Source organism: Nocardia canadensis (assembly GCF_032656385.1).
GTDB classification, from domain to species: Bacteria; Actinomycetota; Actinomycetes; order Mycobacteriales; family Mycobacteriaceae; genus Nocardia; species Nocardia canadensis.
Genome location: NZ_JAVCWB010000002.1, coordinates 174,835 through 198,878, shown reverse-complemented (window position 1 = coordinate 198,878; position 24,044 = coordinate 174,835). Strand labels below are relative to the sequence as shown.

Annotated in this window: 22 protein-coding genes; 8 read left to right on the top strand and 14 right to left on the bottom strand. The window is 70.2% G+C overall.

Going from position 1 to position 24,044, the window contains the following annotated elements:
- Positions 1-287: 287 nt before the first annotated feature.
- Positions 288-1,469, bottom strand: coding sequence for a TadA family conjugal transfer-associated ATPase (locus Q7X29_RS04155; RefSeq protein WP_316573341.1), 1,182 nt, complete (start codon positions 1,467-1,469; stop codon positions 288-290).
- Positions 1,466-2,566, bottom strand: coding sequence for a septum site-determining protein Ssd (gene ssd, locus Q7X29_RS04150; RefSeq protein WP_316573340.1), 1,101 nt, complete (start codon positions 2,564-2,566; stop codon positions 1,466-1,468). Before ssd ends, Q7X29_RS04155 begins: the two co-directional genes overlap by 4 nt.
- A 348-nt stretch (positions 2,567-2,914) precedes the next feature.
- On the opposite strand from ssd, the gene Q7X29_RS04145 reads away from it, so the two are divergent.
- Positions 2,915-3,775 (top strand): HAD-IB family hydrolase, encoded by an 861-nt coding sequence (locus Q7X29_RS04145; RefSeq protein ID WP_374104900.1) that lies wholly within the window; start codon positions 2,915-2,917, stop codon positions 3,773-3,775.
- 423 nt (positions 3,776-4,198) lie between these two features.
- Here Q7X29_RS04145 and Q7X29_RS04140 read toward each other — a convergent pair whose 3' ends face one another.
- The 6 genes from Q7X29_RS04140 to Q7X29_RS04115 form a co-directional block, all read right to left on the bottom strand.
- Positions 4,199-4,945 (bottom strand): Fic family protein, encoded by a 747-nt coding sequence (locus tag Q7X29_RS04140; RefSeq protein ID WP_218720678.1) that lies wholly within the window; start codon positions 4,943-4,945, stop codon positions 4,199-4,201.
- Between the two features lie 11 nt (positions 4,946-4,956).
- Positions 4,957-5,121, bottom strand: a complete 165-nt coding sequence (locus Q7X29_RS04135) for a hypothetical protein (protein ID WP_218720677.1) — start codon at positions 5,119-5,121, stop codon at positions 4,957-4,959.
- 123 nt (positions 5,122-5,244) lie between these two features.
- Positions 5,245-6,918 carry an ABC transporter ATP-binding protein gene (locus tag Q7X29_RS04130; RefSeq protein ID WP_218720676.1) on the bottom strand — a complete coding sequence of 558 codons (1,674 nt, stop codon included), beginning with the start codon at positions 6,916-6,918 and terminating at the stop codon, positions 5,245-5,247.
- Positions 6,915-7,844 carry an ABC transporter permease gene (locus Q7X29_RS04125; RefSeq protein ID WP_218720675.1) on the bottom strand — a complete coding sequence of 310 codons (930 nt, stop codon included), beginning with the start codon at positions 7,842-7,844 and terminating at the stop codon, positions 6,915-6,917. Before Q7X29_RS04125 ends, Q7X29_RS04130 begins: the two co-directional genes overlap by 4 nt.
- Positions 7,837-8,763, bottom strand: a complete 927-nt coding sequence (locus Q7X29_RS04120) for an ABC transporter permease (RefSeq protein WP_218720674.1) — start codon at positions 8,761-8,763, stop codon at positions 7,837-7,839. The genes Q7X29_RS04125 and Q7X29_RS04120 overlap by 8 nt, the downstream gene beginning before the upstream one ends.
- A 60-nt stretch (positions 8,764-8,823) precedes the next feature.
- Entirely contained in the window at positions 8,824-10,452 is a 1,629-nt protein-coding gene (locus tag Q7X29_RS04115; protein WP_218720673.1) for a peptide ABC transporter substrate-binding protein, read from the bottom strand.
- A 359-nt stretch (positions 10,453-10,811) separates the two neighbouring features.
- Here Q7X29_RS04115 and acs point away from each other — a divergent pair, with 359 nt between their 5' ends.
- Positions 10,812-12,749 carry an acetate--CoA ligase gene (gene acs, locus Q7X29_RS04110; RefSeq protein WP_316573339.1) on the top strand — a complete coding sequence of 646 codons (1,938 nt, stop codon included), beginning with the start codon at positions 10,812-10,814 and terminating at the stop codon, positions 12,747-12,749.
- 67 nt (positions 12,750-12,816) lie between these two features.
- Positions 12,817-13,449: an LON peptidase substrate-binding domain-containing protein gene (locus Q7X29_RS04105; protein ID WP_308248642.1), complete on the top strand. Its 633-nt coding sequence runs from the start codon at positions 12,817-12,819 to the stop codon at positions 13,447-13,449.
- Positions 13,450-13,455: 6 nt separating this feature from the next.
- On the opposite strand, the gene Q7X29_RS04100 is transcribed toward Q7X29_RS04105, so the two are convergent.
- Positions 13,456-14,430 (bottom strand): NAD(P)-dependent alcohol dehydrogenase, encoded by a 975-nt coding sequence (locus Q7X29_RS04100; RefSeq protein WP_218721105.1) that lies wholly within the window; start codon positions 14,428-14,430, stop codon positions 13,456-13,458.
- Positions 14,431-14,604: 174 nt separating this feature from the next.
- On the opposite strand from Q7X29_RS04100, the gene Q7X29_RS04095 reads away from it, so the two are divergent.
- Entirely contained in the window at positions 14,605-15,024 is a 420-nt protein-coding gene (locus Q7X29_RS04095) for a Rieske (2Fe-2S) protein (RefSeq protein ID WP_316573338.1), read from the top strand.
- Positions 15,025-15,032: 8 nt separating this feature from the next.
- Here the strand turns inward: Q7X29_RS04095 and Q7X29_RS04090 are convergent, their stop codons facing one another.
- Positions 15,033-15,503 carry a VOC family protein gene (locus Q7X29_RS04090; protein WP_218721103.1) on the bottom strand — a complete coding sequence of 157 codons (471 nt, stop codon included), beginning with the start codon at positions 15,501-15,503 and terminating at the stop codon, positions 15,033-15,035.
- A 154-nt stretch (positions 15,504-15,657) separates the two neighbouring features.
- Here Q7X29_RS04090 and Q7X29_RS04085 point away from each other — a divergent pair, with 154 nt between their 5' ends.
- Complete coding sequence (locus tag Q7X29_RS04085) at positions 15,658-16,518, top strand: LLM class F420-dependent oxidoreductase (protein ID WP_218721102.1); 861 nt, start codon at positions 15,658-15,660, stop codon at positions 16,516-16,518.
- A 4-nt stretch (positions 16,519-16,522) separates the two neighbouring features.
- Here Q7X29_RS04085 and Q7X29_RS04080 read toward each other — a convergent pair whose 3' ends face one another.
- Entirely contained in the window at positions 16,523-17,230 is a 708-nt protein-coding gene (locus Q7X29_RS04080) for a hypothetical protein (protein ID WP_316573337.1), read from the bottom strand.
- Positions 17,227-18,117: a hypothetical protein gene (locus Q7X29_RS04075; protein ID WP_308248641.1), complete on the bottom strand. Its 891-nt coding sequence runs from the start codon at positions 18,115-18,117 to the stop codon at positions 17,227-17,229. Before Q7X29_RS04075 ends, Q7X29_RS04080 begins: the two co-directional genes overlap by 4 nt.
- A gap of 148 nt (positions 18,118-18,265) precedes the next feature.
- Here Q7X29_RS04075 and lspA point away from each other — a divergent pair, with 148 nt between their 5' ends.
- The 3 genes from lspA (at position 18,266) to Q7X29_RS04060 (ending at position 20,530) form a co-directional block, all read left to right on the top strand.
- On the top strand, positions 18,266-18,883 hold the full coding sequence (lspA, locus tag Q7X29_RS04070) for a signal peptidase II (protein WP_218721099.1): 618 nt from the start codon (positions 18,266-18,268) through the stop codon (positions 18,881-18,883).
- A complete protein-coding gene (locus Q7X29_RS04065; protein ID WP_218721098.1) occupies positions 18,880-19,806 on the top strand; it encodes an RluA family pseudouridine synthase in 927 nt (308 codons plus the stop codon). The genes lspA and Q7X29_RS04065 overlap by 4 nt, the downstream gene beginning before the upstream one ends.
- Positions 19,807-19,894: 88 nt before the next feature.
- A complete protein-coding gene (locus Q7X29_RS04060; protein ID WP_308248640.1) occupies positions 19,895-20,530 on the top strand; it encodes a hypothetical protein in 636 nt (211 codons plus the stop codon).
- Positions 20,531-20,701: 171 nt separating this feature from the next.
- Here Q7X29_RS04060 and Q7X29_RS04055 read toward each other — a convergent pair whose 3' ends face one another.
- Together Q7X29_RS04055 and Q7X29_RS04050 are read right to left on the bottom strand one after the other, a co-directional pair.
- Positions 20,702-21,520 carry a PhzF family phenazine biosynthesis protein gene (locus Q7X29_RS04055; RefSeq protein WP_218721097.1) on the bottom strand — a complete coding sequence of 273 codons (819 nt, stop codon included), beginning with the start codon at positions 21,518-21,520 and terminating at the stop codon, positions 20,702-20,704.
- A gap of 80 nt (positions 21,521-21,600) precedes the next feature.
- A complete protein-coding gene (locus Q7X29_RS04050) occupies positions 21,601-24,024 on the bottom strand; it encodes a cation-translocating P-type ATPase (protein WP_218721096.1) in 2,424 nt (807 codons plus the stop codon).
- Between the last annotated feature and the right edge of the window lie 20 nt (positions 24,025-24,044).

Sequence of the window (24,044 nt, the reverse complement as noted above, 5' to 3'; positions counted from 1 at the left end):
CACGCCGACGCTCGTGCACGGCATCCCAGCCACCCGCCGATCGCTTGTTGAGCCAAGGTCCCGGGCCGAGCGATCGTCGACCTTCGAGAACACATCGGTCTCGCGAACCGGCCACGTCTCGGCATGCGCGCCAGCGGGTTCATCGCCGCTGCGGTCGGCGGGCTCGCTGACGGTGCTGCCGCAGCACAGTGCGTGGGCTAGGTCGTCGCGTCGGGCCGGGCTCGAGTCGTCGACCTGCGGGGAACCGCCGTCGATGCGGACCGGCCATGCTCCCGCGCCTGTGGTTCTCATCCGAGTCGCACCTCGATCAGGCGGGCGAGTTCGGCGGCGGCGGGAGTGGGGGCGTCGTCGGAGCGCCAGGCGGGGGTGATGCGGATGCCGGTGGTGGCTCGTTCGAGGACACCGATTTCACGGAGGCCGCGGGTGCCGTCGGCGCGGCGGTGGACATGGAGGACGACCTGGACCGCGGCGGCGAGCTGGCTGTGCAGGGCGGCGCGGTCCATGCCGCCGAGGGCGGCGAGGGCTTCCAGCCGGGCGGGCACCTCCTGCGGGGAGTTCGCGTGCACGGTGCCCGCGCCGCCGTCGTGGCCGGTGTTGAGGGCGGTGAGCAGGTCGACGACTTCGGCGCCGCGCACCTCGCCGACGACAATGCGGTCGGGGCGCATGCGCAGCGACTGGCGGACCAGGTCGCGCACCGTCACCGCGCCGACGCCCTCGACATTGGCGGTGCGGGCGACCAGCCGCACCACGTGGGGGTGGACGGGGGCGAGTTCGGCGGCGTCCTCGACGCAGATGATCCGCTCGGCCGGATCCACCGCGGCCAGCAGCGCCGAGAGCAGCGTGGTCTTGCCCGCGCCGGTGCCGCCGACGACGAGGAAGGCCAGCCGGGCGCGCACGATGTCGGTGAGCAGCCGGAGCGCGGACGGCGGGACCGATCCGGCGGCCGACAGGGCGGTCAGGCCCTGGGTGGCGGGGCGCAGGACGCGCAGGGACAGGCAGGTGCCGTCGTGGGCGACGGGCGCGAGGACCGCGTGCAGGCGGACACCGAAAGCGTCGCCGAGCGTCGCCTCGGTACCGGCGAGCTTGCCGTCGACCCAGGGCTGGGCATCGTCGAGCCTGCGGCCCGCGGCGAGGGCGAGCCGCTGGGCGAGCCTGCGCACCGCGGCCTCGTCGGCGAACTGCACCTCGGTCCGCTCGAGTCCGTGACCACGGTCGATCCACACCGAGTCGGGTCCGGTGACGAGCACATCGGCGACCCGGGGATCGTGCAGCAGCGGCTCGAGCAGACCCGCTCCGGTCATCTCCGTCTGCAGCAGACGCAATGCGCGCAGCAGGTCGGTGTCGGCGAGCACGCCGCCCGCTTCGGCGCGGATCGCGGCGGCCAGCTGCGCCGCGTCGGGGGCGCCCGCGTGCTCAGCGAGCCGTTCCCGCACCCGCTCGAGCAGGTCGACGGTGACGAAGGTGGTCATCGCGGCGCCCCCACCATCGACAACACGGCGTCGGCGGCGTCGCGCAGCGGACCGCGCCTGCGCACGCTGAGCCCACCACGTTCGAGCCGCGCGGCCAGTCCGGCCTGCCCCCGCACCGCGGCCAGCAGCGGCAGTCCGAGCACCTCGGCGACTTCGGCGCCGCGCAGTCCGCCCGGCGCCGGTCCGCGAACCACCAAGCCGCGATTGGGATTTCGCTCCCCGAGGTAGGCCGCGACGACCTCGGCCGCGGCGACGGCGCGCAGCCGTGCGGGGACGACGAGGACCACCAGATCGGCGGCATCGACCATCGCGTCGGCCGCGGGGCCACGTTCACTGGAGACATCACAGACGACCAGATCCCCTGCGGCTCTGCCGGATTCGATGACCGCACGCACCGCGCCGGGAGTGAGCTCGGTCGGTGGCAGGCCCGCGCCGTGCCGTCCGCACGACAGCACCGCCAGCCCGGCCGTGGCGGCGGGCAGCGCGTTGTGCAGCGCCGCCGCGGAGACCCGACCGTCCTCGATGACCAGATCCGGCCAGCGCAATCCGGCGACGTTCTCCATCCCGAGCACCAGGTCGATGCCGCCGTCGAGCGGCGCGCCGTCGATCAGCACCGTGTCCGGCCGCAATCCGCGAGCGGCCGCGCGCAGGGCGATGGCCGCAGCGAGAGTCGAGGCTCCGGCGCCGCCGCCTGCCCCGGCGACCGCGACTACCACGCCTTCCCCGGTTCTGGACTCGGCGTGCTCGGCGAACTGCTCGACCAGCGCGACCGCGCAGGCTGGCAGCGCGACGACTCTCTCCGCACCCACCGCCGTGGCCGCCTGCCAGTCCGGTACCGCGGGTTCGCCCTCGGTGACGAGCACGATCCCCGGCCGTCGCGGGCAGCCCGCCGCGGCGGCGACGGTGGCGGCGGCGGTGTCGAGGATCACCAGGCCCGCTCCTGACCACGCGTGCCGCCCGACAGGCATGCTGCGCTCGTCGGTGACCCGCTCGGCGGCCGCGGCGACCCGGCGCACTTCGGCACGCAGCCTTGGGTCACGCACGAGCACCAGAGCGGGAGCGAGTCCGGCGGTTGAGGGGGCCGCGAGGAGGTTCATGCAGCTCAGCGTGGCCGAGCCCGACACTTCTCAACAGCGGCCACACGGCGATTGTGGATAACTCGGGGGTGTGGAGAACTCGGGCGATCTACCCGGAAATAGAGGACGGCCCCAGCCGGGGGGGAGGAGGCTGGGGCCGTCGGGTTCAGCCCCGGGGGGTCGGGCTGAACGCGCCTGGACCATGTCCAGGTGCCAGCAATACTACACCCATCCCCCGGCGCAGGCGCAAGTAGCGTTCGCCACCATCTTTCGGCGATTCGCGGCCTCCGGCGTCCCCGGGGCAAACTCTCGAGCCGCCCCGGACGGGCGGTTCCTGCGCGCCGCGGGCGGCGTGCCTATTCTGTTGTCGTGACGGCCGAACGTGACCAGACTCCGCTTCCGGACACAAGACTCGCCGCGTCGGGCCGAGCGGCGGTGCCGGGCGGACGCGTCGCGGCCTTCTTCGATCTCGACAAAACGGTGATCGCGAAGTCGAGCGCGTTCGTGTTCAGCAAACCGTTCTACGCCCAGGGTCTGCTCAACCGCCGAGCCGTGCTGGAGAGCAGCTACGCGCACTTTTTGTTCCTGCTTTCCGGGGCCGATCACGACCAGATGGAACGAATGCGGGCAAACCTCGCCAACATGTGCGCGGGCTGGGATGTCGAGCAGGTGAAATCCATTGTCGCCGAGACGCTTCACGATCTCGTCGACCCGCTGATCTACGCCGAGGCCGCCGATCTGATCGCCGACCACAAGATCCGCGGCCACGACGTCGTGATCGTCTCGGCCTCCGGCGAGGAGATCGTCACGCCGATAGCCGAGGTGCTCGGCGCCTCGCATACCGAGGCGACCAGGATGGTCGTCGAGGACGGCAAGTACACCGGCGACATCGAGTTCTACTGCTACGGCGAGGGCAAGGTCGCCGCGATCGAGAAGCTGGCGGCCACAGAGGGTTACGACCTGTCCCGCTGCTACGCCTACTCCGATTCGGTGACCGATCTGCCGATGCTGAGCGCGGTCGGTCATCCGACGGCGGTCAACCCCGACCGCGCGCTGCGCAAGGAGGCCGTCGCCCGGGGCTGGCCGGTGCTCACCTTCTCCAATCCGGTGTCGCTGTGGTCGCGCTTCCAGGCGCCGTCGACCACCACCGTGGCCGCCACCGCGGCCGTCGGATTGAGCGCGATCGTCGCCGGCGCGATCAGCTATCGACTGCTGCGGAAACGTCGCTGACCTGCGAATCCCCAGCATGAATCGCCCGCCGACACGCCCGAAAATAGTCTTATCCGGTGATGCCATCGATACGCTTGCTGTGAGTGCCATCACAGTGTAAGAATGGAGTCACGGAAGGACGGAAGGCCAAGACGGAGCCGGAAGAGAAGGTTTCGCCTCCCATCCCACCCTTCCCAGCACGGACGCCAGGCACCCACGCGGAGCGCGCCGCGACAAGGGCAGAAGAGTTGTGGGCCTGCGAAATTCGGGCAGTCGTCGGCGAACGCCTCGCACAGGTTGCGGGGATGAACCGGCGGGGTTCGGATGATCGCCGAGGCCACCGAACACAACCCACCGAGCACGCTTGGTAACCGGGTGTTCCGTGCTAGCGGGCGGTGAGGCCGAGTAATCGGCACGCCGCCCGTTTCGATGTGTGGGGAAGCCTCAGCCCGCGGCCGCGTCGGCGATCGAGTTCGCCTCCCTGGCACCGTCTTCGAGCGCGCCCGCGCAGAACAGCACCCAGCCGCCGACCCCCTCCGGCGTGCCCATGCCGAACCCGGCCGCCGCGTCCAGGTAGGCCTGGCGACGTCGCAGCCAGAACACCTCCGGTACGCCGAGGCTACGCGGGTCGAGCCCGCTCGACACCGTCACCAGGCGCGACGCCGCCCGCGCGACGACACCGTCGGCGGTGCCGAAGGGCCGCAGCGACAGCAGCTCACCGTGCACGACCGCCGCGATCACCGGCGCGGGCGCCTTGCTCGCCTGGACGGTCTGCACCAGCATGTCCAGCCGCTCGGCGACGCCGGGCGTCGCGCGCGGCCTGCCGAGCTCCTGCTCGTCGGCGACCAGGTCGGCGGCGGCGAGCAGATGCAGCCGGGCCAGCGCCTGCAGCGGCGCGCGCTGCCAGGTGCCGACCAGGTTCGTCAGCGCGTCACCGTCGAGTGCCTGGCCGACGCGCAGCGCGCCGGCCAGCACCGGATCACCGACCTTCCCGTCGGCGGGCAGGTCGGTGCTCGCGCCCTCGATGGCGGCCGAGGACCGCGCGGCGCGCACGGCCGCCTCGGCGGCGGTCGTCGCCCAGCCACGGCGGTTCGACTTGTGCCGATGCACCGCGGCGAGCGCGTCGCGGGCCTTGTCGGCGGCCTCACGCACGCCGGGCAGGTCGACCAGGGGCTGCAGCGGATCAGTCACGGCATACGAGGCTACCGGCCGACCACCGCGCCGCCGACGACCACGTGCAGTCCGCGCACCCCGGGCCAGGTGCGGTCCGGCCACAGTTCCTCGGCCAACCGCTTGGCAGCCGGGGTCAGCGCCCGGCGCCTGCGCGATTCCAGCTCGGCCTGCCGTTCGGCCTGAATGCGATCCATCGGCGTCTCCTACCCCTGCGATCCACACCGCACCACCTCGGACCCCGCTCACGGTACGCCGGTGAACTGCGCGGACGCGGCGTTTCGCCCGGCTGGAGCCGGACCGGGAACGCCCGCCGAACCTCACCCCGTGAGCAGCTCCCGTCCCGGAATCGCCTCCAGCAGCGCCCGCGTGTAGTCCTGCGCGGGCGCCGCGAACACCTCGTCGGTGGTCGCGGTCTCGACGACCTTGCCCGCCCGCATGACGAGCACGTTGTCGGCGATCTGCCGGACCACCGCCAGGTCGTGGGTGATGAACAGATACGTCAGGCCCAGCTCGGCCTGCAGATCGTTGAGCAGGGTGAGGATCTGTGCCTGCACCAGGACATCGAGCGCCGAGACCGCCTCGTCGCAGACCACCAGCTCGGGCGAGAGCGCCAGCGCCCGCGCGATCGCGACCCGCTGACGCTGCCCGCCCGAGAGCTCGTTCGGATAGCGGCGCAGCACCGACGACGGCAGCGACACCTTGTCGAGCAGGTCCCGCACCGCCTTCTCCCGTTCGGCCGGGGTACCGATCTTGTGCACCCGCAGCGGCTCCTCGATGGTGCGGAAGATCGAGTACATCGGGTCGAGCGAGCCGTAGGGGTTCTGGAAGATCGGCTGCACGCGGCGGCGGAAGGCGAACGCGCCCTTGGTGTCCAGCGCGGCCACGTCCTTGCCGTCGAAGACCACGCTGCCCGCGGTCGGTTCGAGCAGGCCGAGCACCAGCTGGGCGATGGTCGACTTGCCGGAGCCGGACTCGCCGACGATCGCGGTGGTCGTCCCCCGGTCGACGGAGAAGCTCACGTCGTCGACGGCCACGAAGTCCGTGGACTGCCACGGCCGCTTGCCGCGAATCTTGAACGCCTTGGTCAGGTTCCGCACCTCGAGCACGGTGTCGCCGACGTTGTCGCCCGCCTCGGCCACCTCCACGGCCTGCGCGCGCACGGCGGCCCGCTGCCGCGAGGACGACATCCGCTGCGCCGCCAGCGACGGCGCCGAACTGACCAGCTTCTTGGTGTAGGCGTGCTGTGGATCGCGCAGGATCTGCAGCGCCGGTCCGGATTCCACGACCCGGCCGCGATACATCACCACCAGGTGTTCGGCCCGTTCGGCGGCCAGGCCGAGGTCGTGGGTGATCAGCAGCACCGCGGTCCCCAGCTCGGTGGTGAGCTGTTCGAGATGGCCGAGGATCTGCCGCTGCACGGTGACGTCCAGCGCCGAGGTCGGCTCGTCGGCGATGAGCAGCTTCGGCCGGCAGGACAGCCCGATCGCGATGAGCGCGCGCTGGCGCATACCGCCGGAGAACTCGTGCGGATACTGGTTCACCCGCCGCTCGGCATCCGACATGCCCGCCTCGGCGAGCAGCTCGACCGCGCGTCGGCGGGCCGCGTCGCCGGTGGCGATGCCATTGGCCGCCAGGGTCTCCCGGATCTGGAAGCCGATCTTCCACACCGGGTTCAGGTTCGACATCGGGTCCTGCGGGACCAGGCCGATGCCGTTGCCGCGGATCGCGACGATCTCCTTCTCCGACGCCGTGGTCAGGTCGGTGCCGTCGAACAGGATCTGCCCGCCGGTGACCTTGCCGGTGCCGGGCAGCAGGTCGATGATCGCGTGCGCGGTCGTCGACTTGCCCGACCCCGACTCACCGACGATGGCGACGGTCTGACCGGGGAAGACAGTGAGATTCACCCCGCGCACGGCGGGCACCGGCGTGCCGTCGGTGGTGAAACACACGTCGAGGTCGCGGATCTCGAGCAGCGGGGTGGCGTCACTCATCGGGTGCGCTCCTTCGGATCGAGCGCGTCGCGCACCGCGTCGCCGAGCAGGATGAAGCTCAGCACCGTGATGGCCAGCGCGGCCGCCGGGTAGAACAGGATCGGCGAGGTACGGATCTCGTACTTCGCGCGGGCGATGTCGGCGCCCCAGGCCACGATGTCGGGCGGCAGGCCGACGCCGAGGAACGACAGGGTCGCCTCGGTGACGATGAAGACGCCGAGCCACAGCGTGGCGACCACGATCAGCGGACCGGCCGCGTTGGGCAGCACATGCCGCACCAGCGTCCCCAGCCGCGACACTCCCAGTGCCTTGGCCGCGGTGACGTATTCGCTGTTCTTGGCCTCGATCACCGCGCCGCGGGCGATGCGCGCCGCCTGCGGCCAGGTGAAGGCGACGAGGATCAGGATCACCGTCAGCACCGTCGTCGGCCGCAGCAGCTGCAACAGCACGATCGCCGCCAGCACCATCGGGATGGCGTAGAAGATCTCGGCGATCCGCGAGACCACGGTGTCGAGGAAGCCACCGTAGAACCCCGACAGCGCGCCGAGGACCCCGCCGACCAGCAGGAACAGCATGGCCGCTCCGACACCGACGCTGACCGAGGCCCGCGCGCCGTAGATGGTGCGCGCGTAGACATCGCAGCCCTGCTTGTCGAAACCGAACGGGTGGCCGGGGCGGGGGCCGTCCATGCCGAACTCGCCCAGGCACAGCTTCGGATCCTGGCTGGTGAACAGCGACGGCCACACCACGACCAGCAGCACCAGCACGATCAGCACGACCGCGACCAGGAACACCGGATTGCGGCGCAACCGCCGCCACGCGTCGCCCCAGATGCTGGTCGGCGTGCCCGCCTCGACCACCCGGTCGGTGGCCAGCACCTCCACCTCGTCGGCGGGGGCCACGAAATGCTGTTGGCTCTCATGCATAACGGATCCTCGGGTCGAGCGCGGCGTAGAGCAGGTCGATGATCAGGTTGGTCACCAGGAACACCACGACGAGCACCGTCACGAACGACACCACCGTGGGCGGCTCGCCGCGGGTGATCGCCTGGTAGATGGTGCCGCCGACGCCGGGAATGTTGAAGATGCCCTCGGTGACGATGGCGCCCGCCATCAGCGCACCGAAATCGGCGCCGAGAAAGGTCACCACCGGGATCATCGAATTCCGCAGGATGTGCACGGTCACCACGCGCCTGCGGCCGAGCCCCTTCGCCGTCGCGGTGCGCACGTAGTCGGCGGATTTGTTCTCCGCCACCGAGTTACGCGTCAGCCGCAGCACGTAGGCGAACGACAGCGACCCGAGCACGAACGCCGGAACGAGCAATTCCCCCAGGCTCGCGTTCCCGGTGACGGTGACCGGCGCGATCCCCCATTTGACGCCGAGGAAGAACTGCGCCAGATAACCGACGACGAACACCGGCAGGGCGATGATCACCAGGCTGGCGATCAGCATCGCCGAATCGAAGAGCTTGCCCTTGCGCAGGCCCGCGATCAGGCCGAACACGATGCCGAAGAAACCCTCGATGAGCACCGCGAGAAACGCGAGCCGGATCGTGATCGGGAAGGCGCGCTCGAGTTCCTCGCGCACCGGCCTCCCCGAGAACGAGGTGCCGAAATCGAGGGTGAGAATCCCCTTCAGATAGTGCAGATACTGCACGATGAACGGCTGATCGAGGTGATACCGGGCGCGCAATGCCGCCTCGGCCGCCGGGGTCAGCGGTTTCTCCCCGGCCAGCGCCTTGATCGGGTCGCCGGGGATCAGGAACACCATCGCGTAGATCAGCAGCGTCGCGCCGAGGAAGACCGGGATCATCTGGAGCAGGCGCCGAACTATGTACCAAGCCATCATTCCTCCGAAAACGACTGGGGCCGAGCCACGGAGGTGGCCCGGCCCAGTACCGAGTGGTTACTTCTCGATGTTCTCGAAGTCGAACAGACCGTTCCAGGCCAGTTCGGCCTTGGTGACCCGGTCGGATCGGCCCGCGGCGGCGACATAGTCGAACACCGGGATGTCGGCCATGTCCTTGATCATGATCGTCTGCGCCTGGGCGATCAGCTTGTAGGACTCCTGCTGGGTCGGCGCGGCCATGGCGGCGTCGAAGAGGCGGTCGACCTCCGGGTTGTTGTAGTCGACGTTATTGGTGTCGGAGTAGCTGTAGTACTGCGAGGACAGGAACTGCATCATGGTCGGGTAGTCGCCCTGCCAGCCGTAGCGGAAGGCAGTGCCGATGGTCTTGGCGTTCACCGCGTCACGCACGTTCTTGAACGTGGGCACCGGGTTGGCGACCGCGTCGATCCCGAGGGTGTTCTTCACGCTGTTGGCCACGGCCTCGATCCAGGCCTGGTGGCCGCCGTCGGAGTTGTAGGTGATCGTGTACTTGCCCGACCACGGCGAGATCGCGTCGGCCTGCGCCCACAGCTTCTTGGCCTGATCGGGGTTGTAGTCGAACACCTCCGAGCCGGGCAGGTTGCCGTCGAAGCCGGGCAGCGTCGAGGCGGTGAAATCGCGGGCGGGAATGCGCAATCCGTTGAAGATCTTGTCGATGATCTGCGGGCGGTTGATCGCCATCGAGATCGCCTTGCGGCGCAGCACGCCTTCCTCACCACCGAAATGCGGCACGGTGGTCTGGATGCCGATGTGCTGGTTCTGCGCGGTCGGCTTGGTGATCGCGCGGTCGCCGAGATCGCTCTTGTACGAGGTCAGCGCACTGTCGGGAATGGTGTCGAGAGTGTCGAGATTGCCCGCCTGCAGATCGGCGTAGGCGGTGTCGAAGGACTGGTACATGACGAACCGCAGGCCCTTGTTCTTGGCCGGGCGGCCGCCGGGGTAATCCGGGTTGGGCTTCAGGTCGATCTTGACGTTGTGTTCCCAGGAGCCGAAGGCGTAGGGGCCGTTGCCGATCGGGTTCTCGCCGAAGGCCTTCATGTCCTTGAAGGCGGCATCGGGCAGCGGATAGAACGGGGCGTAGCCGAGAGCGCTCTCGAAATCGATCGAGGGGGATTTCAGCTCCACGGTGAAGGTGCGGTCGTCGACCACCTTCAGACCCGACATCGTCTGCGCCTTGGGCTGTTCGGCATTCACCTCGTCGAATCCGACAATGGGGGTGAACACGTAACTCTGCAGCTGAGCGTTGGAGGCGAGCGCGCCGTAGTTCCACGCGTCCACGAAGGACTTGGCGGTCACCGTCGTGCCATCGGTGAACTTCCAGTTCGGCTTGATGGTGATCCGGTACGACTTGCGATCGGCGGTCTCGATCTTCTCCGCCATCTCGTCGTGCGCCTCACCGGTGGCGTCGTAGTACTTCAGCCCGGCGAACAAACGGTCGACGACGCGACCACCCATGTTCTCGTTGGTGTTGGTCGGCACCAACGGATTCTGCGGTTCCCCCGCGTTGGTGGTGACAATGCTCGCGTCAGCACTGTCGTCGGACGAGCACGCGGTCAGGCCGAGGCTTGTGGCCGCCAGGCCCGCTGCGATCAGCGCGGTCGCTCTGATGAATCTCAACGCTCTCTCCCGGTTCGATTCCCGTGGCATAACGCTCGGAGGTTAGCCACTTCGGCCCGGTTTTTCAGTGAACCGAGCCTTTTTCGCTTCACATGTATCAGTACGGTTACTCGACGGAAACGCAGGAAAAAATGCCGAACCCCTCCTGTTCGGCAGAAAAATATGAACAATTCTCGGAACCATCAGCTGAACGGTTGATTTAAAACGATAGCCCGCGACCGGCCGGTCTGTCCGCGAAGTCATCGGATGAACCGGCGCCGATTGACCGTGCCGAAACCTTGCCGACACAACGCCGACGAGAGCGCGACCGGGTTGACTACGCTCGAGGGAGCAGGGGTGAGCCCCGCCCGACCGACCCGACCGCACCAGGCATGTGAGGCTGATTCGACATGACCGAAACCGCTGCAGGACACCAGGACTCGTATCCGCCGAGCGCGGAGTTCGCCGCCTCCGCCAACGCGGGCGCCGACCTCTACGAGCGCGGCGAGACCGACCGTGACGGCTTCTGGGCCGAGCAGGCCAACCGGCTGCACTGGCACACGCCGTTCACCCAGGTGCTCGACTGGAGCGACGCCCCGGTCGCGCGCTGGTTCGCCGACGGCGAGCTCAACGTCGCCTACAACTGCGTCGACCGCCACGTCATCGACGGACACGGCGACCAGGTCGCCATCCACTGGGAAGGCGAACCGGGCGACTCCCGCGACATCACCTACCGCGAACTGCTCGAGGAAGTCTCCCGCGCCGCCAATTACCTCACCGAACTCGGCCTCGAGGCGGGCGATCGCGTCGCGATCTACATGCCGATGGTGCCCGAGGCGATCGTGTCGATGCTGGCCTGCGCGCGGCTGGGTCTCACCCACTCGGTGGTGTTCGCCGGCTTCTCGCCGACGGCGCTGCGCCAGCGCGTCGACGACGCCGAGGCCCGGCTGATCATCACCACCGACGGTCAGTGGCGACGCGGCAAGCCCGCGCCGCTCAAGGGGGCCGTCGACGAGGCGCTCGCCGCCAAGGGCGATGTGCCGTCCTCGGTCGAGCACGTGCTCGTCGTGCGGCGGGTCGGTACCGAGGTGCCGTGGACCGATGAACGCGACCTGTGGTGGCACGAAACCGTCGGGACCGCTTCGCCGTCCCACGAAGCCCAGCCCTTCCCCGCCGAACACCCCCTGTTCATCCTCTACACCTCCGGCACCACCGGAAAACCCAAAGGCATCCTGCACACCACCGGCGGCTACCTCACCCAAGCCGCCTACACCCACCACAACGTCTTCGACCACAAACCCGGCACCGACATCTACTGGTGCACCGCCGACATCGGCTGGGTCACCGGCCACAGCTACATCGTCTACGGMCCCCTCGCCAACCGCGCCACCCAAGTCGTCTACGAAGGCACCCCCAACTCCCCCAACGAACACCGCCACTTCGAGATCATCGAAAAATACGGCGTCACCATCTACTACACCGCCCCCACCCTGATCCGCACCTTCATGAAATGGGGACGCGAGATCCCCGACGCCCACAACCTCACCACCCTGCGCCTGCTCGGCTCCGTCGGCGAACCCATCAACCCCGAAGCCTGGCGCTGGTACCGAGACGTCCTCGGCGCCAACAAGACCCCGATCGTCGACACCTGGTGGCAAACCGAAACCGGCGCCATCATGATCTCGCCACTGCCCGGCGTCACCGCCACCAAGCCGGGCGCCGCGACCGCGCCGCTGCCGGGGATCTCGGCGACGGTGGTCGACGACGACGGCACCCCGCTGGACAACGACGCCTCGGGTCTGCTGGTCCTGGATCAGCCGTGGCCGTCGATGCTGCGCGGAATCTGGAACGACATGGACCGCTTCCGTGAAACCTATTGGCAGCGTTTCGCTTCCGAGGGGTGGTACTTCGCCGGGGACGGCGCCAAGCTCGACGCCGACGGCGACCTGTGGATCCTGGGCCGGGTCGACGACGTGATGAACGTGTCCGGCCATCGCATCTCGACCGCCGAAGTCGAATCGGCCCTCGTCGGACACCCGGCCGTGGCCGAGGCCGCCGTCGTCGGCGCCACCGACGCGACCACCGGGCAGGGCATCGTCGCCTTCGTCATCCTCACCGGCTCGGCCGCGCCGGACGACACGCTGGTCACCGAGCTCAAGGCCGCTGTCTCCCTGGAGATCAGCCCGATCGCCCGGCCGCGCGAGATCCACCTGGTGCCCGAGCTGCCCAAGACCCGCAGCGGCAAGATCATGCGCCGACTGCTGCGCGATGTGGCCGAGGGCCGGGAGCTGGGCGACACCTCCACGCTGGTCGACCCGACCGTGTTCGAGGCGATCGCGAAGGGATGACCCGGGGATCTGACGCTCGCGCATGTCGGATGGGCACGGTCTGCGCGACAGCGGGCATGCTGTGAGGGTGGAGATCCCTATGTTCCCGTTGGGCGCGGTCCTACTGCCCGGCGAGCCGCTGTCGTTGCAGATCTTCGAGCCGCGCTATGTCGCGTTGGTCGAGGACTGCCTCGACGGGCGGCGGGAGCCCGAGTTCGGCGTGGTCCTCATCGCGCGGGGCCACGAGGTCGGCGGCGGCGAGGTCCGGACCGACCTCGGCGTCCTCGCCCGGATCACCGATGTCGTCGAGCTGTCGGGCTCGCGGTTCCGGTTGCGCTGCGCGGGCACCGAGCGGATCCGGGTCGACGAGTGGCTCACCGACGCGCCGTATCCGCGAGCCGAGGTGTCGGTGTGGCCCGACGGCGTCGGCGCCGACGACAGCGAACTGCTGGCCGACCTGCGCAAACGCGCCGACCGGCTGCACACGCTCACCGCGCAGCTCGCGCGCCGCTCCGGGATCCGGCGGCCACCGCCGTCGGCCTCGCTCGACGGGCTGTCCGACGACCCGACGGTGCGCTCCTACGAGCTGGCCGCGCGCCTGCCGATCGGCCCGACCGACCGGCAGGCGGCCCTGTCGGCGCCCGACCCGTACACCCGGCTGGAGAATCTCATCGTCGCTGTCGACGACGCGATCGCGATGATGGAGTTCCGGCTGCAGTGACGGCGGTCAGCCGACGGTGATCGCGATCTTCGCCCTGGCGTGCTCGGTTTCCAGGTAGTGGATCGCGGCGGGGACCTCGTCGAGCGGGTAGGTCCGGTCGATGATCGGACGGATTCGGCCCGTGTCGATCAGGTCACGGAGTTCGTCGAGCGCCGCGCTGCTCTGGTTCGCCATCGGCACCCGGATCGTGGGGCGCACGAACAGTCGGCTCAGCTGGGCGCGGGCCATGAGCCCGATCGGGCCGAAAAGGCTACCGCCGGTGTAGTTTCCGCCGCCGGACAGGACCAGGGTGCCGGTCGGCTCGACCAGGCGCAGCAGCTCGCGCAGGCGCCGGCTGCCGGCCAGGTCGAGGACGGTGTCGTAGCGGCCGGGCACCGGGTCGCGGGTGTAGTCGACGACCCGCGCGGCACCGAGCCCGCGAATCAGTTCGACATTGCGGGTGCTGCACACCCCGGTGACCTCGGCGCCCGCGGCGAGCGCGAGCTGCACCGCGAAGGTGCCGACCCCACCGGAGGCCCCGATGATCAGCACGCGGTCCCCGGCCGCGACGTGGCGCAGACAGGTGAGCGCGGTATTGGCCGCCAACGGCACCGCCGCCGCCTCGGCGAAGCTCAGTCCCGCGGGCTTGGCGGCGACCACCGACCGGTCGACCGCCAGATACTCGGCGAACGCGCCGCTGATCGACTCGCCGTACACCTCCTCGCCCGGGCGCAGATCTGTCACCCCGGCCCCGACCGCCTCGACGACCCCCGCGAAGTCCCCGCCGGGAATCGGCTGCGCGGGCCCACGCCGCCCGAACACCGACCGGTCCATCCACCGCGCGATCCGCGGATCGCCTCGCATGATGTGCCAGTCCCGCGCGTTCAGCGACGCCGCGCGCACCCGGACCAGCACCTGCCCGTTCCCCGCTACGGGCCGCTCGACCCGGGCCACCTCCAGCATCGCCGAAGATCCGTATACCTGCTGCACGATCGCCTTCACGAGCGTGACAGTAGGCCCGCACCCGTCCCGGCCGCATCGGGGAACTCCCGGAGAAGGGGCCCCGATCCGGTCCCGAGGTCGAACCCGGGACCCGCCGGTCCCGTTGAACCGATAGGGAGCGGTCGGAACGCCCGGCCACCGGCTCCCCTCGCCAGTTCCGATCGGAGTTCCACGATGACCAGTAGTGAGATCCAGCTCGACCGCAGGACCGTCGTCGTCGGCGCGGGGGTCGTCGCCGCGGCCGCCACGCTGACCGCCTGCGCGGGCACGGACGAGAGCGCGCCCGCGGGGGCACAGGCCCCGGCGGGCGGGCCGACGGGCGCGTTGGCGAAGACCGCCGATGTGCCGGTGGGCGGCGGGGTGATCGTGGGCGACACCGTGATCACACAGCCGACGGCGGGGACCTTCGTCGGGTTGTCCTCGACGTGCACGCATGCGGGCTGCCGGGTCGGCTCGGTCGCCGACGGCTCGATCGCCTGCCCGTGTCACGGGAGCCGGTTCGGGCTCGACGGCAGCGTCACCGCGGGGCCTGCCACGGCGCCGCTGCCGGCGAAACCCGTCCGGGTGTCGGGTGATTCGATCGTGCCGGCCTGACGGCGGGGTCAGCCCGCCGCGTTCATCATCTCGTCCATGCGGCGCTGCATCTCCTCGGGCGTGACGTCTTCGATGTGGGTCGCCACCGTCCAGCGGTGGCCCCACGGGTCTTCGAAGGCGCCGGTGCGGTCGCCGTAGAACTGGTCGGTCATCGGATTGATCTCGGTGGCGCCCGCGCCGAGGGCGGCGGCGAACGCGGCGTCGGCGTCGGGGACATAGACCATCAGGTTGACCGGCGAACCGCCGACCGCCGTCGGGTCGAGGAAACCCATTTCCGGCGCCGGGTCGCCGACCATCAGCACCGAGTCGCCGATCAGGAGTTCACAGTGCGCCACGGTGCCGTCCGGACCTGGCATCCGCATGCGCTCGGTCGCGCCGAAGACCGCGGTGTAGAAGTCGATCGCGGCCGCGGCGCCCGCACACGAGATTCCGGGACAGATACGCGGATAACCAGCGGGAAAGGGGGAAACATCAGACATCGGATACCTCCGTGTCGCGGTTGATGCTCGGACCGTTCGAGCCTATTCTCCTCGTCCCGCCGGGGAAAGACCGTCGGGCGCGCGGTCTTCCGAGCGGCCCGAAAGACTGGTAGAACTTGTTTCAGTTTTGTTGTCTGATCCGGAGGGCCGGAACATGCGCTACGGGCTCGTGTTGTTCACCAGTGACCGGGGCATCACGCCCGCCGATGCCGCGCTGGCGGCGGAGAACGCCGGCTTCGACGCGTTCTACGTCCCCGAGCACACCCACATCCCGGTGGTGCGGGCCGCGGCGCATCCGCAGACCGGCGACTCCTCGCTGCCCGACGACCGCTACCTGCGCACCCTCGATCCGTGGGTCGCGCTGGCGACCGCGGCCGCGGTGACCGAGCGGATCACGCTGTCGACGGCGGTCGCGCTGCCCGCCGAGCATCATCCGATCACCCTCGCCAAGACCATCGCCTCGCTCGACCACCTCTCCGGCGGCCGGGTCGAGCTCGGCGTCGGATTCGGCTGGAACACCGACGAACTCGCCCACCATGGCGTTCCGCCGCAGAAGCGGCGCACCGTGCTGCGCGAGCACCTCGACGCGATGCGCGCGATCTGGTCGCAGGAGGAAGCCGAATTCGACGGCGAGTTCGTGCGGTTCGGGCCGAGCTGGTCGTGGCCGAAGCCGACCAGCCCGACGATCCCGGTCCTGCTCGGCGCGGGCGGCACCGAGAAGTCCTTCGGCTGGCTGGCCCGGCACGCCGACGGCTGGATCACCACCCCGACCGAGGGCGATCTCGGCGAGAAGATCGAACTGCTGCACCGGGTCTGGCGGGAAGCCGGTCGCGAGGGCACCCCGCGCGTGATCGCACTCGCCGGGCGCTACGACGCCGCCCAGCTCGCGCAGTGGGAAGAACTCGGCGTCACCGAGGTGGTCTTCGGCATGCCGGACCGCTCGGCCGACGAGGTGCGTGGCTACATCGCCCATCTCGGCGGCAAGATCGCACCGCCGGTGCCCGCCACCAGCTGACGAGTCAGCCGCGCAGTTTGCGGACCTGCGCGGCGGTGAGGTCGGCGAGCACTCCCGGGTCGACGGTCTCCGGTGCGGTGACCACCACCTGGACCAGGGTGTTGCCGACCTGCACCAGGGCCGTCGCCGAGGTGAGCGTCAGCCCTTCGCTGGCGGCGGTCAGGGTGAAGGCCGAACTCGCGTCGCCCGCGGGCGGCTGGTCGAGACCGGCGGCGCGGTAGTCGATGTGCACGCCCGCGTCGTCGCCGGTGTAGGCGGCACAGCGACGCGGCTGCGCCTGGAGCGCGTCGAAGGCGGCTGCCAGCGCCGCGTCGGGATAGCTCGCGGCGTCGATATCGATCGTGGCATAGCTGGGCCCGGCGAACTGGACCGAGGCGGCGGCCGCCGACCCGGGCCGCTGCTCGGCGATCGGGGTGAGCAGCCTGCCGCAGTCCGGCGGATCGGTGGGCGCCGCGGGCGGGACGGCCGCGGTGTCCCCGGCGGGCGTGCGCGGCGGGACGACGCTGAAGTCGCCGGGCAGATCCTCGGCCGCCAGCAGGCCGGCGGCGAGCTGGGCGGGATCACGCACGACCGTGCCGTTGCCCGGCGCCGCGCTGACCGCGGACGGGAAGGACCCGGCCTGCTCGTCGTCGGAAGCGCACCCGACGACCCCGGCGAGCGCGGCGCAGGCCGAGGCGGCCGCGCTCACGCGCAGCAGGGTCGAGCGCATCATTCGGTCCAGGAGACGCGCGTGGACTGGGTCTGCACGAGGGTGCTCACGCTGCGCGCGTCGCGGTAGGTCTGCTGACCGCCGACGTCGATGGCGCCCGAGACCGGCAGCGGGAGACCGAGATCGACGGTGATCGTGCCGGTGCCCTCCATGACATAGCCCTCGATGTCGAGCGAGCCCGCGTTGTTGGGCAGCATCCAGACCTTGTCGGTCGGGGTCTGGGTCACCTGCAGGTCGATGGTGAGCCGGTCGCCGTCGCGGCTGGTCAGGGTGGCGGTGGTGATCTGATCGAGGGTGACGCCGCCGGTGATCTCCTGGTGCACCGTCCACACCGCGCCGACGCCGACCGGCGCGTCCGGGAACGCGATCGAGCGGTACACGGCCTGATAGAAGGCCTGCTCCAGGGCCGCGCGCGCGGTGTTGGGAGTATCCGGTGACGGCGCGAGCCGCAGTTCGGTGATCGCGCCGAGGTCGCTCATCTCCAGACCGGCGTGCGAGCCGTCGGCCGTGGTGAACGCCTTGTTCAAGGCCGGGTCGGGCGTGGTGACGGTGCCGACGGTGAGGTCGACCCCATCGGTGCCCGCGCGGGCGGTCATCGGGATGGTCAGCGCGGCGGGCGAGAAATCGCGCGCGGGCTGATCGTTGACCTGCTGCTGAATCCGGTAGTCGGTGCGCAGTGTCACCTCCTGCGTGGTGCCCGCCGGGTAGCGCGGTCGCAGCAGATCGCGCGGCTCGTCGCCGGCCGACACCAGGGTGGTGACCGCCGCCGTGATCGGCACCGTCACTTCCTTACCGATGCCCAGCGGCTCGAGGCCCTCGACATCGGCGGGCGATGCCGAGCGGTCGGCGCACCCCGCGCCGAAGGTCGCGAACCCGAGCACGAGCGCCACGAGTAACACCCCGGGACGCGCGACGCGGGGTAAGCGAGAACTAGACAACACCGTCACAGCCATCAGCGTACGACCGCTTCCTGAGTAACAGCTGGGACTCCCGGGCACCGCGGCGCAGCACCGATCGCCATTAGGGAATGATGGTCGCGTGAGTGAAGACCGGCCATCCGACAACGCTGCCGTTCCCGAGACGGGCGACGACTCGGCGGCACCGGCCCCCGACACCGTGCCCGAGGCCACCGGAACGGACGAACCCGCTGGTCGCCGCCGGTTGACGACGCTGCTGATCATCGCCGTCGTGCTGTTCGGCCTCGACCTGCTGACCAAGTGCCTCGCCGTCGCCTTCATCGATCCGGGCGAATCGGTGCCGATCATCGGCGATTTCGCGCGCTTCACCCTGGTCCGCAACCCGGGTGCGGCGTTCTCGATGGCGACCGGCATGACCTGGCTGCTGACCCTGATCGCCGCGGCCGTGGTGGTCGGCGTCATCCGGATCGGGCGCACGCTGCGGTCGCTGTGGTGGGCGATCGGCCTGGGCATGGTGCTCGGCGGCGCGCTGGGCAACCTGGTCGACCGGATCTTCCGTTACCCCGGCCCGCTGCAGGGCCACGTCGTCGATTTCGTCGCCGTCGGCTGGTGGCCGGTGTTCAACGTGGCCGACTCGGCCATCGTGTGCGGCGCCATCCTGCTCGTCGCGCTCACCGTGTTCGGGTTCGAGCCGGACGGCACCCGCAGCGGTCGCAACCACAAAGAGGAGACCGCATGAGGGAAACCAGGACTATGCCCGTGCCCGACGGGCTGGACGGGATGCGGGTCGACGCGGGACTGTCCCGGCTGCTCGGGTTGTCGCGCACCGCGGTCGCCGCGCTGGCCGAGGAGGGCTCGGTGCAGCTCGACGGTGTCGCCGCGGGCAAATCCGACCGGCTGACCGCGGGCGCGTGGCTGGAAGTGGTGTTCCCCGAACCCAAGCGCGAGCTGACGGTGGAGGCCACCCCCGTGGAGGGGATGAAGATCCTCTACGCCGACGACGACATCGTCGCGGTGGACAAGCCGATCGGCGTGGCCGCGCACACCGGCGTCGGCTGGACCGGCCCGACCGTGGTCGGCGGCCTGGCCGCGATGGGCTACCGCATCTCCACTTCGGGCGCGCACGAACGGCAGGGCATCGTGCACCGCCTGGACGTGGGCACCTCCGGCGTGATGGTGGTCGCCCAGTCCGAGCACGCCTACACGATGCTCAAGCGCGCCTTCAAGCAGCGCACGGTCGACAAGCAATACCATGCCCTGGTGCAGGGACATCCCGATCCGAGCAGCGGCACGATCGACGCGCCGATCGGGCGGGCGCGCGGCAACGACTGGAAGTTCGCGGTCACCGGCGACGGCAGGCCGAGTGTCACCCACTACGACACGATCGAGGCGTTCCAGTCGGCCAGCCTGCTCGACGTCCATCTGGAGACCGGTCGCACCCACCAGATCCGGGTGCACTTCTCCGCGGTGCGCCACCCCTGCGCCGGTGACCTGACCTACGGCGCCGACCCGACCCTGGCCAAGCGCCTCGGGCTGGAGCGGCAGTGGCTGCACGCGCGTCAGCTGGGCTTCCACCATCCCGCCGACGGTCGCTGGCTCGAGATCACCAGCGAGTACCCGGCCGACCTGGCCGGCGCACTGGACGTACTACGCAATGCCTGACGACCCGCGGTCGTCCGTACCGGCGCCGGACACGGCGCCGGACGACCGCGGGAGCGCCGAGGATCGCCGACTGTCGGGGCGCACGGCGGTGTCCATCGCCGCGGCCGTGGTGCTGGCCGTGGTCGTCGTCGTGCTCGGCATCCTCAATCCACGCCCGTCGACGGGCGTGACGACCGATCGGCTCGGTCCCGCGCAGGGCGAACAGGTCGACGACTATCTGCGCGAGGCCCGCGCCTCCCTCGACGGCGCCGACACCGACCCGCACTGGGCGCTGGTGTCGTTCACCGACTATCTGACCGCGCCCCAGATCCCGGCCGCGGCCGACGGCCTGCGCGTCGCGGGTGTGATCCAGCACGTCCCGATCGATCGGGTGCAGACACCGGTGATCACCGTCGCGACACCGGCCGGTGCCGAACCCGCGGTGCGGTCCGCCGACGCGGCGGCGGGACTGGTGGCCGCCCAGCGGTTCCGTGATCAGCGCAGCGCCGATATCGCCCGGGTCACCGAGGCCAGGCTGCGCGCGGGCTGCGCGTGCACCGCAGGCCTGGTCGTGCGCGGCACGCTGCCCGAATTACGGGTGCTGGCAACACGACCCGGCGTCCGCGCGGTGCAGGCGCTGCCCGCCGACGCGATCGCGGGCCGCTTCGCGGTGGCGCCGCTGCTACCGGAGTCGACCGGGGTGATCACACCGACTCCGGACGACGCCCCCGTCCCCACCGAGTAGTCCCCGGCCCGCGCGAGGAGTCCGTGGCGGACCACGTGTCCCGAGTCATCCGGCGGCCCTCCGGCCGATCCGGCGGCGCCGTCCCGACGGGAGAGACGCCGCGCTGTCCTGGATCGAACCTCGACGGGATCTCGCGGCACGAAGGTACCTGCCGTCTCCGCGAGGCCCGACTCACTCGGGCAAGGTGACCACACCGTCGAGGTAGCGGCGGCAGCGCCCGAGCAGCAGCACCCGGTCGTCGGCGAGTTCGGCGCGCAGTGTCCCGCCGCGCCGGGAGAGCTGACGCGCGGTCAGCGTCGTGCGGCCCAGCTCGCGGCTCCACAGCGGAACCAGCTGGGCGTGCGCCGAACCGGTGACAGGATCCTCCGGGACCCCGACACCGGGGGCGAACAGCCGCGAGACGAAGTCGGTGGCGGTGCCGGGCGCGGTGATGATCGCGCCGCGGGCCAGCGCCGGGAACGCACCGAGATTCGGTGTGGCGGAGCGGACTTCGTCCTCGGAGCCGAGGACGATCACCTCGTCCTGGCCGGTGTAGGCGTGCAGCGGGGTGACGCCGAGGGCCGCGATCAGAGCCGGGTCGGGGTCGACGCGCACCGAGGCGAGCGCGGGCAGATCCAGCACGTACTCGTCGTCGTCGGTGCGGTCGACGTGCAGCCAGCCCGAGCGGGTGTAGAAGCTGACCCGATCGTGCTCGGGATGCAGGTCCTCGATGATCTGGGTGGCCGAGGCGAGGGTGGCGTGCCCGCACATGTCCACCTCGACCGCCGGGGTGAACCAGCGCAGGTGGAAGGCGGGCCATTCGCCGGGCGGGCCGCCGGCGTCCGGGGGTAACTCGGAGGTGTAGAACGCGGTCTCGGCGAGGTTGTTCTCCTCGGCCAGCTGTTGCAGCAGCGTGTCCGGCAGCCAGCGGGGCAGCGGCATGACCGCGGCCGGGTTGCCCGAGAACGGTGCGTCGGTGAACGCGTCGATCTGGTGCAGCAATACCTCCATAGTGCGCAAAGGTACTCCAACACCGAATGTGCGTCCGGCGCAAGGGTTCTCGAGGCAAACCCGGCCTGGTCAGCGCGGCCTCAGGCGCCCTGGGCGCCCACCGCGGGAACGAACTTGCCGGTGTTGCCGGACAGCCGCGCCTGCACCCACCACGCCAGCTCCACCAGCACGATGCCCACCGCGCCACAGACGAACGCGGCCAGCGTCAGTCGCGGGTTCGACGGGTCGAGCTTGAAGAACTCGCGGGTGAACGGGATGGTGAACAGCGCGATGTAGGCCAGCACCGATGCGGCGATCAGCACCACCTTCCACCACACGTACGGCCGCGCGACCAGCGCCAGCACCCACACCGCGATCATGATCAAGGTGATCAGCGCGGTGGTGCCCGCCTGGATCTTCTGTGTCTCCGAGGCTTCCGGCCCGGCGTAGGCGATGAGGTAGGACACGAACGTCGCGACGCCGATCACCACGCCCGAGGGCACCGCCAGGCGCATGACCCGGCCGACGAACCCGGTGCGGGCGCGCTCGTTGTTGGGCGCCAGCGACAGGATGAACGCCGGGATGCCGATGGTGAACCAGGCCGCGATGGTGACGTGGCGCGGCAGGAACGGATAGCCGATCGGGTCGTAGCCGAAGATCTGCGAACCGACACCGGCCAGGCCCACCAGGAACGCCAGCAACACCGAGTACACGGTCTTGGTAAGGAACAGGTTCGAGACCCGTTCGATATTGCCGATCACCCGGCGGCCCTCGCCCACCACGTAGGGCAGGGTCGCGAACTTGTTGTCCAGCAACACGATCTGGGCCACCGCGCGCGTGGCCGGGCTGCCCGCGCCCATCGCGACGCCGATATCGGCGTCCTTGAGGGCGAGCACGTCGTTGACGCCGTCACCGGTCATGGCGACGGTGTGCCCGCGCGACTGCAGCGCACCGACCATGGCGCGCTTCTGATCCGGGCGGACACGGCCGAAGGTGGTGTCGCGCTCGAGGACGTCGGCGAGCTCGTCGCGGTCCTCGGGCAGCGAGCGCGCGTCGACCGCGTGGTCGCCGCCGGGCAGGTCCAGCGAGGAGGCGACCGCGCCGACCGAGACGGCGTTGTCGCCGGAGATCACCTTGATCGAGACATGCTGGCTCGCGAAGTATTCGAGCGTGCCCTTGGCGTCGGGGCGGACCCGCTGTTCGAGCACGACGAGCGCGGCGGGTTCGACCCGGCCGGGGGCGTCGTCGGCGTCGACCGGGCGGTCGGAGCGGGCCAGCAGTAGCACCCGCAGGCCCGAGGAGCCGAGGTCTTCGGCCCGCTCGGCGTCGGCAGAGGCGGGATCGAGCAGCACGTCGGGTGCGCCGAGCAGCCAATCACCGTGGGCGCCATAGGAGATGCCGCTCCACTTCTTGGCCGAGGAGAACGGGGCGACGGCGGTCTGCGACCAGTCCGGCGAGTCGGGGAAGGCCTCGGCGATCGCCTGCACGCTCGCGTTCGGGCGCGGATCGTCGCCGGCCAGGGCGGCCAGCACCTGCCGGACCTGGTCCTCGTCGAAGGCGCCGAGCGGTGCGATCTGCGACAGGCGCATGCCGTTCTCGGTCAGGGTGCCGGTCTTGTCCGCGCACACCACGTCGACGCGGGCCAGGCCCTCGATCGCGGGCAGCTCCTGCACCAGGCAGTTGCGCTTGCCCAGACGCACCACGCCCACCGCGAACGCGATGGAGGTCATCAGGACCAGCCCCTCGGGGACCATCGGCACCAGCGCGGCGACCATGCCGGTCACGGCGGGTCGCCAGGACTCCTTGCTGGAGACCAGCTGGTTGTAGATGCTCAGCGCGCCCGCCGGGATCAGCAGGTAGGTGATGAACTTGAGGATCTTGTCGATGCCGGAGCGCAGTTCCGAGTGCACCAGGGTGAACTTGCTGGCCTCCTCGGCCAGCTTGGCCGCGTAGGCGTCCCTGCCGACCTTGGTCGCGCGGTAGGCGCCCGAGCCCGACACCACGAAGCTGCCCGACATCACCGGGGCGCCCACGCCCTTGTCGATCGGGTCGGCCTCACCGGTGAGCAGCGATTCGTCCACCTCGAGGGCGGCGGCTTCCTCGATCTCGCCGTCGACGACGATCTGGTCACCCGGACCCAGCTCGATCAGGTCGTCGAGGACCACCTCGCCGGGGGCTACCTCGTGGGCGACGCCGTCGCGGCGCACCGTCGGCTTGGCCTGGCTGACGATCGCGAGCTGATCCAGAGTCCGTTTGGCCCGGATCTCCTGGATGATGCCGACCGCGCTGTTGGCCACGATGAGCAGGCCGAACATGCCGTCGATGATCGAGCCGGTGGACAGCACCAGCAGGAACAGCACGCCCAGAATGGCATTGATGCGGGTGAAGACGTTCGCCCGCACGATCTCGCGCACGGACCGGCTCGCTCTGGCCGGGACATCGTTGGTTCGCCCGTCGCGGCGTCGTTCCTCGACCTGTGCTGCGGTGAGCCCCGTCGCCGCGGGCTCCTGCACGGAAATGGACATGCTCGTCAGGCTACGTCAGT

Excerpts from the sequence above, each read along its gene's own strand:
- Q7X29_RS04155 (WP_316573341.1), bottom strand. The coding sequence starts at position 1,469 with ATGACCACCTTCGTCACCGTCGACCTGCTCGAGCGGGTGCGGGAACGG.
- ssd (WP_316573340.1), bottom strand. The coding sequence starts at position 2,566 with ATGAACCTCCTCGCGGCCCCCTCAACCGCCGGACTCGCTCCCGCTCTG.
- Q7X29_RS04135 (WP_218720677.1), bottom strand. The coding sequence starts at position 5,121 with ATGGATCGCATTCAGGCCGAACGGCAGGCCGAGCTGGAATCGCGCAGG.
- Q7X29_RS04130 (WP_218720676.1), bottom strand. The coding sequence starts at position 6,918 with ATGAGTGACGCCACCCCGCTGCTCGAGATCCGCGACCTCGACGTGTGT.
- Q7X29_RS04125 (WP_218720675.1), bottom strand. The coding sequence starts at position 7,844 with ATGCATGAGAGCCAACAGCATTTCGTGGCCCCCGCCGACGAGGTGGAG.
- Q7X29_RS04120 (WP_218720674.1), bottom strand. The coding sequence starts at position 8,763 with ATGGCTTGGTACATAGTTCGGCGCCTGCTCCAGATGATCCCGGTCTTC.
- Q7X29_RS04115 (WP_218720673.1), bottom strand. The coding sequence starts at position 10,452 with ATGCCACGGGAATCGAACCGGGAGAGAGCGTTGAGATTCATCAGAGCG.
- Q7X29_RS04095 (WP_316573338.1), top strand. The coding sequence starts at position 14,605 with ATGACCAGTAGTGAGATCCAGCTCGACCGCAGGACCGTCGTCGTCGGC.
- Q7X29_RS04090 (WP_218721103.1), bottom strand. The coding sequence starts at position 15,503 with ATGTCTGATGTTTCCCCCTTTCCCGCTGGTTATCCGCGTATCTGTCCC.
- Q7X29_RS04085 (WP_218721102.1), top strand. The coding sequence starts at position 15,658 with ATGCGCTACGGGCTCGTGTTGTTCACCAGTGACCGGGGCATCACGCCC.
- Q7X29_RS04080 (WP_316573337.1), bottom strand. The coding sequence starts at position 17,230 with ATGATGCGCTCGACCCTGCTGCGCGTGAGCGCGGCCGCCTCGGCCTGC.
- Q7X29_RS04065 (WP_218721098.1), top strand. The coding sequence starts at position 18,880 with ATGAGGGAAACCAGGACTATGCCCGTGCCCGACGGGCTGGACGGGATG.
- Q7X29_RS04055 (WP_218721097.1), bottom strand. The coding sequence starts at position 21,520 with ATGGAGGTATTGCTGCACCAGATCGACGCGTTCACCGACGCACCGTTC.
- Q7X29_RS04050 (WP_218721096.1), bottom strand. The coding sequence starts at position 24,024 with ATGTCCATTTCCGTGCAGGAGCCCGCGGCGACGGGGCTCACCGCAGCA.